Raw genomic sequence first — 16,832 nt, forward strand, 5'->3', positions numbered from 1 at the left:
TGGGGATCCGGGCGGCCGAGACACTCCGACGGCGGACGGCACAGGGCGTGGGAGACAGGGCGGCGATATCCGGGGTGGAAACACCAGGGTGATCGCGGTTTCTGGCGTCGGGGCCCGGAGGGCGAACGCGGCGAGGGGCGAGGGTTCGGGAGTCGCGGCGTCCGGGACTCCCCGCGGCCGGACCCGGACGCCGAGGGCGGTGACGACCGAGACCGTGAGCGACCGGGGGCGTGGGAGTCTCGGCGTCGAGGTCCGCGGGCCGGGTGGCGAGAGGGCCATGGGGCCGGACGGCAGGGGGCGGGTGCCTGGCGGCACAGGGGCCGGGAGCCGGGACGACCGGTGTGGGCCGGGGACGGCGTGAGGCGGCATCGGCACAGGGACGGGTATCGGCAGGGGCGGTGGAACGGGTCACGGGGCGAGTGGTGATCCGAGGTCGCGGCCCGGAAGTCCGATCCGTCGACCGGCCCGCGTTTCTCTTCGTCGGGGAGTGAGTGATCAGTCGCTCACTCTTTTTTGTGGACAGCAATATCGGGATATATGTGGTGAAATGTCGCAGGAAGTGGTCATGTGCTGTTATCTCGGCTAGAAATCACTTCTGATCGTTAATTGCATCTCCAGTCCGGGTATAGCAGCTTATGCGGATGTGTCCCCCTGCTGAACCGGAGCGGGGGGTGTACGCGGGTGAACAAGGCGCGGGCCGGTGTGCTGGCCGTATTCATAGGGATGACCGTGATCGGCGCCCTTCACCACGTCGATTCGACGGGCAGGCGGTCCGTGAGCCCCACGGACGGGCGATTCGATGACTCCGTGGCCGACCGGCCCGCGAGCTCCGCGAGCTCCGGGAGTTCCGCGGACGGGCGGTCCGCGAGCTCTCCGGCGAACCCGGAGGCACGGCATTTCGGCCGTCACGAAGTCGCGCCGATCATCATCGCGCATCGCGGAGCCAGTGCCTTCCGGCCCGAGCACACGCTTCTCGCCTACACGGTCGCCATCTCGATGGGCGCCGACTACATCGAGCCGGACCTCGTCTCGACCAAGGACCACGTGCTGGTCGCCCGGCATGAGAACGAGCTCTCGGCGACCACCGACATCGCCGGACATCCCGAGTTCGCCGACCGCAGGACCTCCAAGGTCATCAACGGCATCCGGCACACGGGCTGGTTCACCGAGGACTTCACCCTGGAGGAGTTGCGTACCCTCCGTGCCAGGGAGCGCTTTTCCAAGGAGCGGCGGGAGAACACGGCGTACGACGGGATGGAGCGCATCCCGACGCTCGACGAGGTGGTCCAGCTGGCGCGGAAACACGGGGTGGGTGTCTACGCGGAGACCAAGTTCCCCACCTACTTCGCCTCGATCGGGCTGCCCCTGGAGGAGCCTCTCCTGGAGACCTTCGCGCGCTACGGATGGGACGACGAGCGGGACCCGGCGTTCATCCAGTCCTTCGAGGCGGGGAATCTCAGGCGGCTGCGTTCCCTCACCCGGCTGCGGCTCATCCAGTTCGTCGGCGCGACCGGCGCCCCGTACGACCTCGCGAGCGCGGGTGATCCGCTCACCTACGACGACATGGTCACCCCGGCGGGACTGCGGGAGGTCGCCAAGTACGCCGACGGCATCGGTCTGGTCACCAAGCGGATCGGTCCCGCGGGTCTCAGCGGGAGATCGGTGTCACCCGCCACGCTCGTCGGGAACGCCCAGCGGGAAGGGCTCCTCGTCCACGCCACGACGGTTCGCAGGTTCGCGCGGCTTCGGGCGGATCTCGGGAGCGGCGCCTCCGGCGGGCGCGCCGCCGAAGGGGTGAAGAGGTGGCTGCAGCGCCTGTACCGGCTCAACGTGGACGGAGTCATCGCCGACGACCCCGGGCTGGCACGCGCCATACGGGACCAGCTGCGCGGCGGAGGCTGACGCGCGGCCGGCCGGGTGCCGGGGCCGGCTACCGGTCGGATGGCGCGGTGCCGCCGGTATCCGGCGGGGGCCCGCACGCGACAGGTCGGGTGCCGCGTGGTGTCGCCGGGTGCCGACGCGCGGGTCGGTTCGCCCGCTGCGGTCTTCCGTCAGCCGGTGCGCATGGCCGCCCGTACCCGGTCAAGAGTGATCGGCAGGTCGCGCTGCCGGAAGCCGGTCGCGTGGAAGACGGCGTTCGCGATCGCCGCGGCGGTGCCGACGATCCCCAGCTCGCCGATTCCCTTCACACCGACCGGGTTGAGCTCGTCGTCCTGCTCGTCGATCCAGTGGGCCTCGATCCCGCGGACGTCGGCGTTCGCCGCGATGTGGTACCCGGCCAGGTCGTGGTTGACGAAGTCACCGAACCGGGGGTCCATCCGCAGGGCCTCGTGCAGGGCCATGGAGATCCCCATCGTCATGGCGCCCAGGAACTGCGAGCGCGCCGTCCTGGCGTTCACGATCCGGCCGGCCGCGAAGACTCCCAGCAGCCGCTCGACACGGACCTGTCCGCTGTCGACGTTCACGCTGACCTCGGCGAACTGTGCCCCGAACGAGTGGCGTGAGAGACGCTTGGCGGCGGCGAGATCCTCGGTGGTGTCCGCCCGCACCTCCAGTCCCTCGGGAGGGAGGACGCCGGACCGCTCGTCGAGTTCCTTCACCAGCGCACGGCACGCCTTGCTCACCGCCCAGCTCCACGAGGAGGTGCCCATGGAGCCCCCGGCGATCGGCGCGGGACCGAAGACGCTGCGGCCCACCCGCACCGTGACCAGGTCCATCGGCACGCCGAGTTCATCGGCGGCCACCTGGGTCAGCGCGGTGCGGGCGCCGGTGCCGATGTCGGCCGCGGCGATCTCGATCACGAACCTGCCGGTGGGCTGGGCGTAGGCGGTCGCGGTGGAGGCCATGGTGAAGACGGGGTAGGTCGACGACGCGACGCCCGTGCCGAGGAGCCGGTCGCCTTTCTCGCGGACGCCGGGCGTGGGGTCGCGCCCGGCCCAGCCGAAGCGCGCCGCACCCTCACGCAGGCAGGCGACCAGGTTGCGGCTGCTGAACGGGAGTCCCGACTCGGGGTCGGCCGAAGGCTCGTTGACGATCCGCAGCTGGACGGGGTCCATCCCGAGCGCGTACGCCAGCTCGTCCATCGCCGACTCCAGGGCGAACATCCCCGGCGCCTCACCGGGGGCACGCATCCACGAGGGGGTCGGCACGTCCAGCCGCAGCAGCCGGTGAGCGGTGTGGCTGCTGGGCGCCGCGTACATCACGCGGCTGGCCGCGACCGTCTGCTCGGTGTACTCGACGAGCTTCGAACTCTGCTGGAGTGCTTCGTGCCACACCGCGGTCAGCCTGCCGTCCCGCTCGGCTCCCAGGCGTACGCGCTGCACGGTGGGCGTCCGGTAGCTGACGAGTGCGAACATCTGCTGCCGGGTCATCGCCACCTTGACCGGTCGTCCCACGGCGCGCGCGGCCAGCGCCGCCAGCACGGTCGGCGGGCGGGTCGCCGCCTTCGACCCGAAACCGCCGCCGATGTGGTCGGCGACGACGCTCACCGCGCTCTCGGGAAGACCGAACAGCCGGGCGATCGTGGTCGCCGACTTCCACGGTGCCTGGTCGGCGTTGTAGAGCGTGAGGGTCTCGCCCTCCCAGAACGCGATCGTGGCGTGCGGCTCGATCGGGCTGGCGTGCTCGGTCGGGGTCGTGTAGACGGCGTCCACGTGGACCGGCGCCGACGCGAGGGCGCTCTCGGCGTCACCCCGGTCGACCGTCCCCGCGAGGCCCGCGTTGACCGTCTCCGGAGAGAAGATGCGCGGGTCGCCGGGATCCAGTTCGACGTCGTACTCCTCGTCCTCCTCGTAGTCCACGCGCACCGCCGACGCCGCCTCGCGGGCGCCCTCCAGGGTGGTCGCGACCACGGCGGCGACGATCTGCCCCCGGTAGGCGACGTCGGCCGACTGCAGAACGGCCAGCTCGGCGTCCTGCGCGGGACGCAGCCGAAAGACGTTGCCACTGTCCAGTACGGCGATCACCCCGGGCAGGGCGAGCGCTGCGGTGCCGTCGACGGAGCGCACCCGCCCTCGGACGATCGTGGACTGCACCGGCCAGACGTAGACGGCGTTCGGTACGGGGTACTCGTACGCGTAACGGGCCGCGCCGGTGACCTTGTCGCGTCCCTCGATCCTGGCCGGTGCCCCGCCCACCACCTTGTCGAGCACCCTGTCGACGGTCATCCCCGCTCCTCCCGCGTGAAGCTCCCCGCGGACCCCGCCGGTCTCGTGAGATCGCGCACGCTCGCCGCGATCAGGTCGCCGGCGAGGTCGATCTTGAACTCGTTCCCGGGGAGGGGACTCGCCGCCGCGAACTCCGCCTCCGCCGCGGCGAGCAGCAGTGCCCTGGTCGGCCGGTGGCCGGTCAGCATCCCCTCGGCCTCCCTGGCCCGCCACGGCACGGGGGCCACCCCGCCCAGCGCGAGGCGGATCTCCCGCAGCGACCCGCCGGCCTCCGTCGTGACCACCGCCGCGATCGAGACCACCGCGAACGCGTAGGACCAGCGGTCGCGGACCTTGCGGTACAGCATGACCGCGCCGTCCGGGGGCGGCGGCAACTCGACCCCGGTGATCAGGTCACCGGGGCCGAGCACGGTCTCCCGGTCGGGGGTGTCGCCGGGCAGCAGGTAGAAGCGGGAGAGCGGCACCGCCCGCTCCTCGCCCTCCGCGAGTCTGATGTGCACCACGGCGTCGAGGGCGGCCATCGCCACCGCCATGTCGGAGGGGTGGGTGGCCACGCACGCGACGGAGGTGCCGATCACCCCCAGGTCGCGGTGATCGGTATCGCCGATCGCCGAACAGCCGGTGTCCCGTTCGCGCTTGTTGCACGGCTTGGTGATGTCCTGGAAGTACGGGCAGCGCGTACGTTGCAGCAGGTTACCGCCGGTGGTGGCCATCGACCGCAGCTGCCCCGAGGCCCCGGCCAGCACCGCCTGGGAGACGGCGGGGAAACGTTCCCTGATGCCCCGGTCGCCGGACAGATCGCTGTTGCGCACCATCGCCCCGATGAGCACGCTCCCGTCGGCCCGGTGCTCGATCCGGTCGTACGGCAGCCGCGTGACGTCCACCAGCGTCGCGGGCCTCGCCACGCCGAGCTTCATCAGGTCCACGAGATTGGTACCGCCGGCGAGGAACATCGCGTCGGTGCCGTCCAGGAGGGCGGTGACGGCGGCGTCGGGGTCGGTGACGCGCTCGTAGGTGAAGGGTCTCATCGCGTTCCCTCGGGGTTCCGCCCGGTGAGAACCGGCTCCCGGTTCTCACCGCCGGCCACGTCGAGGACGGCTTCGACGATTCCGGCGTACGCTCCGCAGCGGCAGAGGTTGCCGCTCATCCGCTCGCGGACCTCCTCGGCGTCCAGGTCGCGGCCGGAGGCGACACCGGCGGCGACGTCCTCGGTGACATGGCTCGGCCAGCCCCGTTCCGCCTCGCCGAGCGCGCCGATGGCGGAGCAGATCTGGCCCGGTGTGCAGTAGCCGCACTGGAAACCGTCCTGGTCGAGGAACGCCTGCTGTACGGGGTGCAGATCACTCCCGGGGGCGAGGGCGGCCACCCCCTCGATGGTGACGATCTCCTGTCCGGCGACCGCGACGGCGAGCGTGAGGCAACTGTTCACCCGGCGGCCGTCCAGCAGGACCGTGCATGCCCCGCACTGCCCGTGGTCGCACCCCTTCTTCGTCCCGGTCAGTCCGAGACGCTCCCGTAGCGCGTCCAGGAGGGTCACCCGGTTGTCCAGGGAGACGGGGTGGTCGGCACCGTTGATACGCAGCGTGATATCGCTGCCGAACGCTTCGACTGCCATGCGTTTATCCTGTCAATTCCCTGATGAGGGGCGGATTTCCTGCCAATCTGAAATTCTCAAAGAAGCGGCAATCCTGTTGGTTCGAGAATCACCGGGGAGCCAAAGAGGGGCCAAGATCGGCGCCGATCCCGTTGGGGCCCCCGAGATGCCGATCCCGCTCGGGGCCCCCGAGATCGGGTGACGTCGGCGGATCAGCCCGCTCGTCTGTCGGCGGCCATCGCCGACACGGTGGCCCCGCGCCGCCGGATCCGCTGTTGACCCCGGTCCAGGATCACGGCGAGAACGAGCACGACCCCCTTCACGATGATCTGCCAGAACGTCGACACGCCCACGAGCACCATGCCGTCGGAGAGGAGACCGATGGCGAGGGCTCCGATGAGGGTGCCTCGCACCGTGCCGCGCCCGCCGCTCAGCGCGGCGCCGCCGAGGATCACCGCGGTGATCGCGTTGAGCTCGTACATCTCACCGGCGAGTGGTGCCGCCGCGGTCAGCTCCGAGGCGATGATCAGGCCCGCGAGCGCGGCGCAGGCGCCGGAGATCACGTACACGGCCGTCTTGACGTACCTGATCGGGACCCCGGAGAGCTCCGCGGCACGCTCGTTGCCGCCCGTGGCGTACAGCCATCGCCCGAACGGCGTCCTGCCGAGCACGAGCGTGACGGCGACGGCGAGGAAGATCATGATCCACAGGCCCGTCGGGAGGCCGAGCGCGCGCCCGTTACCGAGAACGTGGAAACCGGTGTTGCCGAGCCCGGGGTCGCCGCCCAGATCGGGGTAGGTCGAGCCATTGGAGATCAGCAGCGCGATTCCCCGCGCCACGTACAGCATGCCGAACGTCGCGATGAACGGCGCGACGTCGAAGCGGGTGATGACGATGCCGTTCACCAGGCCGACGAGCATGCCGACCGTGACGCAGAGCACGATCACCCCCCAGACGGGCGGGTAGGCGACCACGTCGGCGAACCCGAGACCGAGCCCTCCGAGCAACTCGCCGGCGACGACCCCGGAGAGCCCGGCGATCGAGCCCACCGACAGGTCGATGCCGCCCTTGACGATGACGAGCAGCATGCCGAGCGCGATGATCGCGGTGATCGCGACGTGCTTGGTCATCGTGACGAGGTTCGGCACCGTGAGGAAGGAGTCGGACAGCAGGCCGAAGACCGCCACCACGACCGCGAGGGCGATGAGCGCCCGTAACTCGAACAGGTTGTTCACCAGCGACAAGCGGCGCGCCTCGGCCGTGACCGCCTCGGGCGGGGGGTGGTCCGGGGACGTCGACGGGGGAGACGTTTCCCGAGACGTCACTCCGCCGTCTCCTCGCCCGCGCCGACGGTGGTGCCGTCCGCCACCCTCATCAGCTCCTCTCTGGCCGTCTCGCCGCGCCGGAACTCACCGGCGAGGACGCCGCGGGCGAGCACCAGCAACCGGTCGGGGACGCGCAGGGCCTCCTCGGCGTCCGACGTGCTGAAGACGACGGCCAGGCCGCGCTCCGCGTGTGCCGCGAGGAGTTCGAAGATCTCCGCCCTGGCGTCGGTGCCGACGCCGCGCGAGGGCTCGTCCAGCAGGAGCACCCGAGGGGCGGTCAGCAGAGCCCTGCCGATGATCACCTTCTGCTGGTCGCCACCGCTCAGGGACGCGACGGACGCCCGCGTGTCCTCCCGCCCGACGTCGATGTCGGTGATCATCTGGTCGACGACCTCCCGTTCGCGGGCACGGGAGAAGAACAACCGGTGGACGAAGGTGCCCAGCCGGGCCAGGGAGAGGTTCTCCCCGACCGACATCGTCGGGACGAGGCCGTCGCGCCACCGGTTCTCGGGGACCAGGGCGACGCCCTGGGCGATGCGGTCGCGGATCCCCGCGTGTTCCAGCGGGACGCCACAGAGCAGGATCTCGCCCGACTGCGAGGGGATCAGGCCGGCGAGCGCCTCCAGCAACTCGGTGCGGCCGGCGCCAGTCAGGCCGTAGATTCCCACGATCTCGCCCTCCCTGACGGTGAGGGAGAGGTCGTCGATCGCGAGACGACCGGGATTGACCGGGTCGGCCACCACGAGGCCGCGCAGGCTCAGCACCTCCTGCCCGCTGACCGGCGCGTGGCACGGGAAAAGGTCGTCCCGGTCGCGGTCGGTCATGCGCTCCAGGAGCCACCGGACGGAGACGCTCTCGGCGTCCGCCGTGGCGACGAGCCGCCCGTCACGCAGGACGACGACGTCGTCGGCGATCTGCAGCGCCTCCTCCAGGTGCGAGGAGACGTAGACGACCGCCACCCCGTTCGCGGTCAGCTCCTTGATGACCCGGAACAGGACCTCGATCTCAGGGGCGGTGAGGGCCGAGGTGGGCTCGTCCATGATCAGCACTCGGGCCTCCTGGAGGAGTGCCCGCGCGATCTCGACGATCTGCTGCTCGCCCGGCATCAGGTCGCCGACGGGCAGGTCGGGGTCCGGATACTCCTTCAGACTGTGCAGGATCGCCGTGGTGGTGGCCCGCTGGGACGAGCGGTCGATCACCCACGCCCCTCCGCAGATCTCCCTGGCCAGGAAGAGGTTGTCCTGGATGCTCAGGTTGGGGCAGAGGCTGAGGCCCTGGTGGACGATCGAGACGCCCTGGTCGGCGGCGTCACGGGGCGACGCGAACCTGACGGGCTCGCCGTCGAGCTCGACATGGCCGGAGGTGGGGTGCTCGCTCCCGGACAGGATTCTCATCAGGGTCGACTTGCCGGCCCCGTTCTCGCCGAACAGCGCGGTCACCCGGCCGGCGGCGACGTCGAAGTCGACTCCCCTGAGCGCGGGCGTGTTCCCGTAGAGCTTGGTGACGTCGCGGGCGCTCAGGACGGTGGCGGCGGAGATCTTCACGAGACCTCCTTGATCGAGACCGGGGTGATGGTCACGACGGAGGGGGTGAGGAAGCTGAAGGCCCCGACGAAGGAGATCTTCCTGCCCTTCAGTCGCGGCGCGTCCAGGTGCCTGAGCAGCTTCTCCCGCATCTGGTCGTTCAGCGCGGTGGCGGCGTCGGCGTACTCCACCTGGCTGAGGAACTGTCCGAAGGTGATGAATCCGACCGCGTCCCGCAGCGCCGTGCCATTGATGACCGGACCGACCTGTAGCGACACCCGGGTGTCCGAGGGCAGCCCCGGCACGGTCACGGGCATCAGCCCGGACCTCACCGCCCCGGCCGTGCCGGTGCCCTTGACCGCGAAGGTGTAGGGGCCGTCGCCCTGCCGGACGCCGTACAGCCTCCCCGCCCCCTCCGCGTCGGTGGTCATGGCCTTCACCAGTACGGGCAGTTCGACGGCCTTCCTCCTGATCGCGGGTACGACCATGGCCTCGTAGGTCCGTGCTCCGTACGCGGCCGCGTCGAACGGGCCGGGACCCGAGGCCGCGACCGACTCCACCGAGCGGTATCGCGTGCTGAACCCGACGGCGACCAGGACGGCCACCGCGAGGGCGACGGCGACCCATCTCGTCGGGATCCGCCGACGGGAGACCTGCCCGCGACGCGCCCGCGGTGCGACCGGGGTGCTCATCTCAATCCTTCCGGTGGGGAGAAGAACTCGGGGAGAACACTGATCCGTCCGCTCCTCTCCGAACGGGAGCCGGTCGATTCGCCGGAGGTCGTTCCAGCCCGCCGCCGCGCGGGGCGCGGGCGGTAGGGCCGATGATCACTGTGTCCGAATCGATGAAATATTTCCGCATCCAGGAGGGGGTTCCGGGCGTCCGAATTGGATCTCCCGCAGACTCCAGCCTGCCCGATGACGCTCCACAGATGGTGATCTTCAGGCCGGATATCACCAGTCTTGACCTGGTCTTTTCTGTATATCCAGGCGCTGATTGCCGATGCCGGGCCGCCGTCCCGCCGGATGGCCGGGCGCGAGGCGGGTGCCTCGGTCGGACGCGGGGAGGCGTCTTCGCTCCTGTCCGGTATCTGATAGGTGCCCGTCCGGTCCCCCGTTGGGCGCTTTACCCATGTACGGTGTCGTTTGCTGTGGGATAGATGGGAATTTGTGTCCGTTTAGCCGACTTGCTCGCGTGTCCCGGTCTCTGTTCGTAGGATCTATGCCGAACCTTGACCGCAATCTGTAAGCCTTGGGCGGCCGGTGCGCCGACCGATCGATCTGGAACGGGGAGAAACCGTGCTGAAGTCCAGGACGCGGCTGCGTGTCGCGGCCAAGACAGCCGTGATCGCTACGGTGGGCGCGGGCGTCTTCGGTGCGTTCCCCGCACTCGCCTCCATGTACGCCGTGCCCAAGCCGGTCGCCTACACCTGCACGCTCGCCGGCGCGGTGTCGCCGTCGGCGACGTACACGTTCCAGATGGATCTGACCGGTCCGACGTCGGCGGTGACGAACGCCCCCCTCGTGGCGACCTGGAAGATCGGTCAGCCGGCCACGATTCCCACCCTTACCCCGTCCGCGCCCGCCCCGGTGGGTGCGAGTCTCGTCGCCGACGCCGAGGTGCAGATCAATGCGACTCCCAGCGGAGTTCTGGCGAGCCCCAGCGAACTCCGCCAGATCCTGGTCACCGCCGCTCCCCCCGTCGCGGGGCAGGCGGTCACCGCGCCCCCCGTCCTCATCACGGTGACCCCCCTCGCGACGGGTGTCGTCGCCTTCGAGCCCGGCGCGTTCACCCTGCTCCTCAAGACCGGCGCCGGGACGGGCGCCGCGGACGAGGCCGAACTGCTCGACTGCACCCTTCCCGACCCCGCCCAGGCGACCGCCGCCGCGCTGCGGGTGACCGTGGGAACGGGCACCCCCAGCCCTTCGGCCAGCCCTTCGGCGAGTCCGTCGGCGACCCCCTCGCCGTCGGCGACCCCGTCGGCCACCCCGACGACCCCCAGGCCGACGCTCACCGTCACCCGGACCCAGACCGCCGAGCCGTCCCGCGATCCCAACGAACAGATCGACGAGACCCCCAAGGGCGCCGCCTCCACCGGCGGCGGCGGCGACGCCGGCCCCGACGCTCGGATGATCATGTTCAGCGGTGCGCTGATGGTGGCGCTCGCCGGGATCGGCGGGCTCGTGCTGCGCCGTCGCACCGTCGGTCGCGGCTGATCGGGGTGGCCGGATGACCACCCCACCTCCGGGCGGCTGGCCGCCCTCCGGGCAGCACTCCCAGGGCCCGGTTCCCCACTACCGGCCGGTTCCTCCCGTCCAGCCGCCGTACCCGCAGTCCGGTCCCCCTCCGTACGGCTCGCCGTACGAGGGATGGCCGCCCGGACAGGAGCCTCTCGCCGGCGGGCGGATGATGCGGTCGGTGCTCATCCTCGCCGGGATCGCCGGGGTGGTCACGGTGCTGGTGGGCCTGCTCTACATGCTGGCCGCGCCCGAGGAGTACGGCCTGGCCGACCAGCGCACCACGCTGCCGCCCCGCGACCTGGCCGCGGCGCCGGCGAACCCCTACTTCCAGGCGGCACCGACCGTGCCGCCGCCCCTGCCCAGCCTGCCCGCGGCCCCGGCCATGCAGCCCTCGTCCCCGGTGCGCCTCGTCATCCCGCGGCTCGGGGTGAACGCGCCGGTGAAGTCCGTCGGGCTCGACAAGAAGGGCGCCATCGAGGTGCCACCGGTCGGCGATCCGAACCTGGTCGGCTGGTACCGCTCGGGCCCCACCCCCGGTGAGGCGGGTCCCGCGGTGATGCTCGGGCACAAGGACACGCGCGCGGGAAGCGCGGTGTTCAGCCGTCTCGACGAGATCCGCAACGGCGACGTCATCGAGGTGCACCGCAAGGACGGGATCATCGCCGTCTACACCGTGGGCGGGCTGGAACAGGCGGAGAAGTCGGTGTTCCCGACGGAGCGGGTGTACGGCCGGTCGTCGACCCCTCAGCTGCACCTGATCACGTGCGGTGGCACCTACAACCGCTCGACCGGTCACTACACCGACAACGTCATCGCCTACGCGACCATGACGAGCAGCAGGAGAGCCTGAGCGGTCCCCTGCCCATGTGCCGAAAGGTGCGATCGGCCTCGCCGTCGCGCGGGCGGTTCCCGTTCAGGGCGCGGACGAAGGTTCTGTTGTAACCTCCTATCAACCGAATGTTGCTCGGTTTCGTAGGCGGCTCGGGTTCGCGAGCAGGAGGCACTGTGGCAGAGGCGTACATCGTCGGGGCGGTCCGCACCCCCGTCGGCAAGAAGAAGGGCGGTCTGTCCACCGTCCATCCCACCGATCTGGCCGCGCACACCCTCGGCGCGCTCATCGAGCGTACGGGCGTCGACCCGTCCGCGGTCGAAGACGTGATCATGGGCTGTGTCATGCAGTTCGGCCCGCAGAGCATGGACATCGCGCGTAACGCGTGGCTGTCGGCGGGCCTCCCGGAGAACGTCGCCGGTGTGACCATCGACCGGCAGTGCGGCTCCTCCCAGCAGTCGATCCACTTCGCGGCACAGGGCGTGCTCTCCGGCACCCAGGACCTCGTCGTGGCGGCCGGGGTGGAATCCATGAGCATCGTCCCCATGGGGTCGAGCATCACCGCCGCGCTGGAGAAGGGCATGCCCTTCCCCTTCGGGGACAAATGGGTGGAGCGCTACGGCAAGCAGGAGATCTCCCAGTTCCGCGGCGCGGAGCTCATGTGCCAGAAATGGGGCCTCAAGCGCGAAGAGCTGGAGCGGTTCGCGTACGAGAGCCACCAGCGGGCCTCGAAGGCCGTCGCTAACGGTCATTTCAAGGACCAGATCGCCCCGATCAACGGTGTCGAGGACGACGAGGGCCCGCGCCCGGACACCACGCTGGAGAAGATGGCGTCGCTGAAGACGCTGAAGGAGGACGGCGTGATCACGGCCGCCACCTCCTCGCAGATCTCCGACGGCTCGGGAGCGCTCCTGATCGCCTCCGAGCAGGCCGTCCGCGACCACGGCCTCACCCCCAGGGCGCGCATCGTCACCCTCGCGCTCACCGGCGACGACCCGGTCTACATGCTGACCGCGCCGATCCCCGCGACGCGGAAGGCGCTGAAGAAGGCCGGCCTGTCCATCGAGGACATCGACGTCACCGAGATCAACGAGGCGTTCGCCCCCGTCCCGCTGGCGTGGATCAACGACCTGGGCGCCGACCCGGCCAAGGTGAACCCGAACGGCGGCGCCATCGCCCTGGGCCACCCGCTGGGCGGCACCGGCGCGATCCTGATGACCAAGCTCCTGCACGAACTGGAGCGGACCGGCGGCCGGTACGGGCTGCAGACGATGTGCGAGGGCGGCGGCCAGGCCAACGTCACGATCATCGAGCGTCTGTGACGACCTGATTCACCGAGGGGGCGTCCGTGGGGCGCCCATGAGATCCGGGAAAAGCCCCGGTCCCGGGAGGGAGACCTCCCGGGACCGGGGCTTTTCCCGAAAAGGACCCGCAGGTCAGCGGCCACCCTTGCCCGGGATCCGGCGCGGCTGCCGGGTCGGCCTCGTCGGCATCGGAGGCATCGGCATGTGCCGCGGAGCCGCGGGCACGACGTGCTCGGGGAGCGGGGTGCGCGGCTTGGGGGTTTTGGTGGTCCTGGACTTCCCGCCACGCTTCTGGGCGGACTTGTGGGCAGGATGAATTCGCATATGAGGACTCCTCGAAGAATGTGACGACGCGGCGCGATCCCGGGTCGGACAACTCAGCTGCCACGTCGGACGAACGGGGCCGGAGGGCTGAGTGCGGGCGGATCAGCGAAGGCTGATCGACGCCGGCTCTTAGGAGTTGATCCACATGCGGACGAACATACGGTGCTGTCGCCGAGGCGTGCAACCCATTAAAAACCGCGTGCGGTGCCGCCCCGGAAATCCGGGAGCGGCACCGCACGGGATGACGCGGGCTGTTCGAGCAGGGGGTTACTTGGGAACGCGGGCGACGCAGAAGACGGTCTGTCCGAACGGCGGGCGGACGAAGCGCTCGATGAAGCGGGTGAGGGGCACCACGGTACGGTCGTAGATCTTGACCAGGCGGGGGTCGGGGTAACCGACGCCGCCGCGGCGGACGGCGGCCCACCAGGCGATGCCGCCCAGGAAGTTGATCGGCTTGAGCACGTCGATGTCCAGGCCCGCCTTGGAGACCGTGCTGCGCAGGGTGGCGGGGGTGTAGCGGGTGACGTGGCCGACCTTGCGGTCGAAGTCTCCGTACAGCTGCATGTAGCCGGGCACCCAGATCACGATCCGGCCGCCGGGGAGGGTGACCTTGGCGAGCGAGCGCAGGGCCTCGACGTCGTCCTCGATGTGCTCCAGGACGTTCATCATCACGACGGTGTCGACCTTCTCACCGATCGGGATCTCGGTCGGCAGGCCGAACTGGAGCACGTCGATGTCGTCGCGGCCCTCGAAACGCTTCCGCAGCTGCTCCACGCAGTATGGGTCGAAATCGCTGACCACCAGCCGGTCGAGGCGGGGCAGGAAGGACTCGGCGAAGTGGCCAAGCCCGGAGCCGATCTCCAGCATGGACCGGCCCACGTGCGGGGCGACCATGTCGAGCTCGTACTGCCGGTAGTTCTTGGCCTCGTCCCCACCCAGGTGGTTCTCCAGGGCCTCGTCACCGGCCGCGGGTTGCACTACGCGGTCATACCCAGACATGCGGTTCCGTCCAGCTCGCTTACGGAAAGGCCGGGGCGAGGCCACGGCCAGGGACAGCCAGAGTCTAGTGGCGCTTCCCCCGCGGCGACCCCTTAAACGCTTCACGGCCGACGTCACGGCCCCGTGACGAGCGATCTTTCGCGACGAGGATCGGCACCGCCGGCGGAGGACGGCGGGCCCGGCCTCACCTCGATTACCGGCTCCGCCGAATCAGCCATAAAGCACCAGCATTTCCGCGCTTCACGTCGAACGGGGGAAGTTCGACCTCGACCCGGCGGTGAGATTTGCACCGCAGGACAAAGAAACCCTCCTGGGAAATGGGCGGCCGACCCGTTCGTGATGTGGAAACGGTGCGATTCCCGGTGAGTGGAGAAAGGAGCGCGAATCAATGGAACAGACCCGGTGGTGGCGCGGGAACCTGCCCGCGGAGACGAACGACCTCATCGGCAGGGAAGGCGAGGTGCGGCGGCTGCTGAAACTCCTGGCCGACACTCCGCTGGTCACGGTCACCGGTGTCGGCGGCATCGGCAAGTCACGAATCGCGGTCAGGGCCGCGCGGGAGCGGGAGGAACACCACCCGGACGGCACCTGGCTGGTGGAGCTCTCCGGCGAGCGCGACGGCGATCTGCTCGCCCACACGGTCGCGGCGGTCCTGGGCCTTCCCGAGCGGTCCGCGCGGTCACAGGCCGAGACGCTCGTCGAGTTCCTCGCCGGCAGGAGACTCCTGCTGATCCTCGACGCCTGCGAGCATCTCCTGCCCGCCTGCCGCGCCCTCGTGAGGGAGATCCTGGCGGGGGCGCCCGGCGTACGGATCGTCACCACCTCTCGTCGGCCTCTCGGGCTTCCCCAGGAGGCGCTGCTCCCCGTCGGGCCCTTCGAGGCACCCGCCCCGGGGCCTCCCGTCCGATGGCCGGAAGGCGCCGTCCCGGAAGGCGCCGTCTTGGAAGGCGCGGGGGCGGACGACGCGTTGCGGCTCTTTCTCGACCGGGCCAGGAGCGTGGTTCCCGGCCTGGAGACGACCGAGGCCGGTGTGGCGGCCGCGGCCAGGATCTGCCGGCGGCTGGACGGCGTACCGCTCGCCGTCGAGCTGGCCGCCGGAGGGCTGGGATCCCTGCCGGTGGAGCGGCTCGCCGATCACCTGGAGGACCACTTCGAGATCCCCCACGGCAGGACACCGGCCCCCCGCCACCGAATCGTGCGCGCGGCGATCAGCTGGAGCCACGAGCTTTGCGATCCGCGGGAACGCCTGCTCTGGGCGCGGCTCTCGGTCTTCGCGGGAGACTTCGACGCGGCCGCCGCCGAGTGGGTGTGCGGCGACGACCCGCTGAGCGGCGTACCGGACCTGCTGGAGAGCCTGGAGCGGAGGTTCCTCCTGGTCCCCGTGCCCGGAGGCTACCGGCAGCCCTCCACGGTGCGGGAGTACGGCAGGGAACGGCTCGCCCTGCTCGGTGAGGAGGCCCGGCTGACGCGGCGGCACCGCTACCACTACCTCGACCTGGCGCGCAGGGCCGAGGCCGACTGGTACGGCCCCGGGCAGGAGGAGTGGGCGGCGAGGCTCGCCTTCTCCATGACCGACCTCCGCCTCGCCCTCGACCCCGCCTCCCCGACCTCCGTCGAACTCGCGGGAACGCTCTGGATCCTCTGGTTCTGCCTGGGACGGCTGAACGAGGGCCGCTACCACATGGCGAGGGCGATCGAGGCGGCCCCCGTCAGCGATCCCGGGCTGCCCAGGCTCCTGTGGGCCGACGGCTGCGTGGCCATCGCCCAGGGCGAGCCGGAGGTGGGCCGTCGTCGCGCGGAGGCGGCGCTGTCGGCGGCCCTCGACTGGGGCGACTACGCGGCGGCCGGGCACGCTCAGCTCAGGCTGGCCAGCAGCTCCCTGTGCGCCGGCGCCCTGGAGGACGTCGAGCCCCGCGTCGAGCTCGTCCGCGAGTACTTCCGCCGTGCCGAGGCCGCCACCGTGAGCGAACCCCTCGCCCTGGTGACCGCGGCGACGGCGGTCACCTGGCGTGGAGAGTTCGCCAGGGCCGTCTCCGTGCTCAAGGAGGCGCAGCGGCTCTGCGACGCGCGCGGCGAGCGCTGGGCCCGCGCCTGTGGCGACTACGTCCTGTCCATCGCGCAGCTGGGTCTTGGACGGGTGGACGAGGCCGCGGAGGCCGCCCGGCAGTCGCTCGACGTCAAGTGGCGCCTGCGCGACGCCACCGGCGTGGCGCTCGCGGTCGACCAGCTCGCGGTGATCGCCGCGGTCGAGGGCGACGGCCGGCGTACGGCGAGGCTCCAGGGAGCGGGGGTACGGCTGTGGGCCACCTTCGGGCTCCAGGGTTTCGGCTCCGAGGGCATGTCCGAGCCGAGGACCGTCGCCGAGCGGACGGCCAGGCAACTGCTCGGAGACGAGACCTACGACGCGGTCTTCGCCGAGGGTTATCAGGCCGACCCGGAGGAGGCCGTCGCCTATGCCCTCCACAGAGACGAGGCCGTCGCCCATGCCCTGCACGGCAAGGTCCTCCGAGAGCTCCTCTGAGAGGTCC

Annotated in this window: 13 protein-coding genes; 5 read left to right on the forward strand and 8 right to left on the reverse strand. The window is 70.6% G+C overall.

Annotated features, from left to right (window positions below; all coding sequences use genetic code 11):
- The first annotated feature begins 807 nt into the window (after window positions 1-807).
- Entirely contained in the window at window positions 808-1,902 is a 1,095-nt protein-coding gene (locus AB0B96_RS02710) for a glycerophosphodiester phosphodiesterase family protein (RefSeq protein ID WP_362895933.1), read from the forward strand.
- Window positions 1,903-2,051: 149 nt separating this feature from the next.
- Here the strand turns inward: AB0B96_RS02710 and AB0B96_RS02715 are convergent, their stop codons facing one another.
- The 6 genes from AB0B96_RS02715 to AB0B96_RS02740 all read right to left on the reverse strand — a co-directional run bounded on the left by AB0B96_RS02715 (window position 2,052) and on the right by AB0B96_RS02740 (window position 9,300).
- Window positions 2,052-4,166 (reverse strand): xanthine dehydrogenase family protein molybdopterin-binding subunit, encoded by a 2,115-nt coding sequence (locus tag AB0B96_RS02715; protein WP_362895935.1) that lies wholly within the window; start codon window positions 4,164-4,166, stop codon window positions 2,052-2,054.
- Entirely contained in the window at window positions 4,163-5,194 is a 1,032-nt protein-coding gene (locus tag AB0B96_RS02720; protein ID WP_362895937.1) for a xanthine dehydrogenase family protein subunit M, read from the reverse strand. Before AB0B96_RS02720 ends, AB0B96_RS02715 begins: the two co-directional genes overlap by 4 nt.
- A complete protein-coding gene (locus AB0B96_RS02725) occupies window positions 5,191-5,781 on the reverse strand; it encodes a 2Fe-2S iron-sulfur cluster-binding protein (protein WP_362895939.1) in 591 nt (196 codons plus the stop codon). Before AB0B96_RS02725 ends, AB0B96_RS02720 begins: the two co-directional genes overlap by 4 nt.
- A gap of 191 nt (window positions 5,782-5,972) precedes the next feature.
- Window positions 5,973-7,085: an ABC transporter permease gene (locus AB0B96_RS02730; protein WP_362895941.1), complete on the reverse strand. Its 1,113-nt coding sequence runs from the start codon at window positions 7,083-7,085 to the stop codon at window positions 5,973-5,975.
- Window positions 7,082-8,629, reverse strand: coding sequence for a sugar ABC transporter ATP-binding protein (locus AB0B96_RS02735; RefSeq protein ID WP_362895943.1), 1,548 nt, complete (start codon window positions 8,627-8,629; stop codon window positions 7,082-7,084). Before AB0B96_RS02735 ends, AB0B96_RS02730 begins: the two co-directional genes overlap by 4 nt.
- The gene (locus tag AB0B96_RS02740; protein ID WP_362895945.1) at window positions 8,626-9,300 is read right to left on the reverse strand and encodes a DUF2291 domain-containing protein; all 675 of its coding nucleotides are present in this window, start codon (window positions 9,298-9,300) and stop codon (window positions 8,626-8,628) included. Before AB0B96_RS02740 ends, AB0B96_RS02735 begins: the two co-directional genes overlap by 4 nt.
- Before the next feature lie 606 nt (window positions 9,301-9,906).
- Here AB0B96_RS02740 and AB0B96_RS02745 point away from each other — a divergent pair.
- The 3 genes from AB0B96_RS02745 (at window position 9,907) to AB0B96_RS02755 (ending at window position 12,999) form a co-directional block, all read left to right on the forward strand.
- Window positions 9,907-10,824: a hypothetical protein gene (locus AB0B96_RS02745; protein ID WP_362895947.1), complete on the forward strand. Its 918-nt coding sequence runs from the start codon at window positions 9,907-9,909 to the stop codon at window positions 10,822-10,824.
- A 13-nt stretch (window positions 10,825-10,837) separates the two neighbouring features.
- Entirely contained in the window at window positions 10,838-11,698 is an 861-nt protein-coding gene (locus AB0B96_RS02750; protein WP_362895949.1) for a class F sortase, read from the forward strand.
- A 155-nt stretch (window positions 11,699-11,853) separates the two neighbouring features.
- Window positions 11,854-12,999 (forward strand): acetyl-CoA C-acetyltransferase, encoded by a 1,146-nt coding sequence (locus tag AB0B96_RS02755; RefSeq protein ID WP_350943240.1) that lies wholly within the window; start codon window positions 11,854-11,856, stop codon window positions 12,997-12,999.
- A 114-nt stretch (window positions 13,000-13,113) separates the two neighbouring features.
- Here AB0B96_RS02755 and AB0B96_RS02760 read toward each other — a convergent pair whose 3' ends face one another.
- Window positions 13,114-13,305 (reverse strand): hypothetical protein, encoded by a 192-nt coding sequence (locus tag AB0B96_RS02760; protein ID WP_362895952.1) that lies wholly within the window; start codon window positions 13,303-13,305, stop codon window positions 13,114-13,116.
- A 267-nt stretch (window positions 13,306-13,572) separates the two neighbouring features.
- Window positions 13,573-14,283 carry a methyltransferase gene (locus AB0B96_RS02765; RefSeq protein ID WP_362895954.1) on the reverse strand — a complete coding sequence of 237 codons (711 nt, stop codon included), beginning with the start codon at window positions 14,281-14,283 and terminating at the stop codon, window positions 13,573-13,575.
- A gap of 409 nt (window positions 14,284-14,692) precedes the next feature.
- Between AB0B96_RS02765 and AB0B96_RS02770 the strand changes: the two genes are divergently transcribed.
- The gene (locus AB0B96_RS02770) at window positions 14,693-16,825 is read left to right on the forward strand and encodes an NB-ARC domain-containing protein (RefSeq protein ID WP_362895956.1); all 2,133 of its coding nucleotides are present in this window, start codon (window positions 14,693-14,695) and stop codon (window positions 16,823-16,825) included.
- Window positions 16,826-16,832: the final 7 nt, after the last annotated feature.

The sequence above is a fragment of the Streptosporangium sp. NPDC049046 genome, assembly GCF_040649155.1.
In the GTDB taxonomy this organism is placed as follows: Bacteria; Actinomycetota; Actinomycetes; order Streptosporangiales; family Streptosporangiaceae; genus Streptosporangium.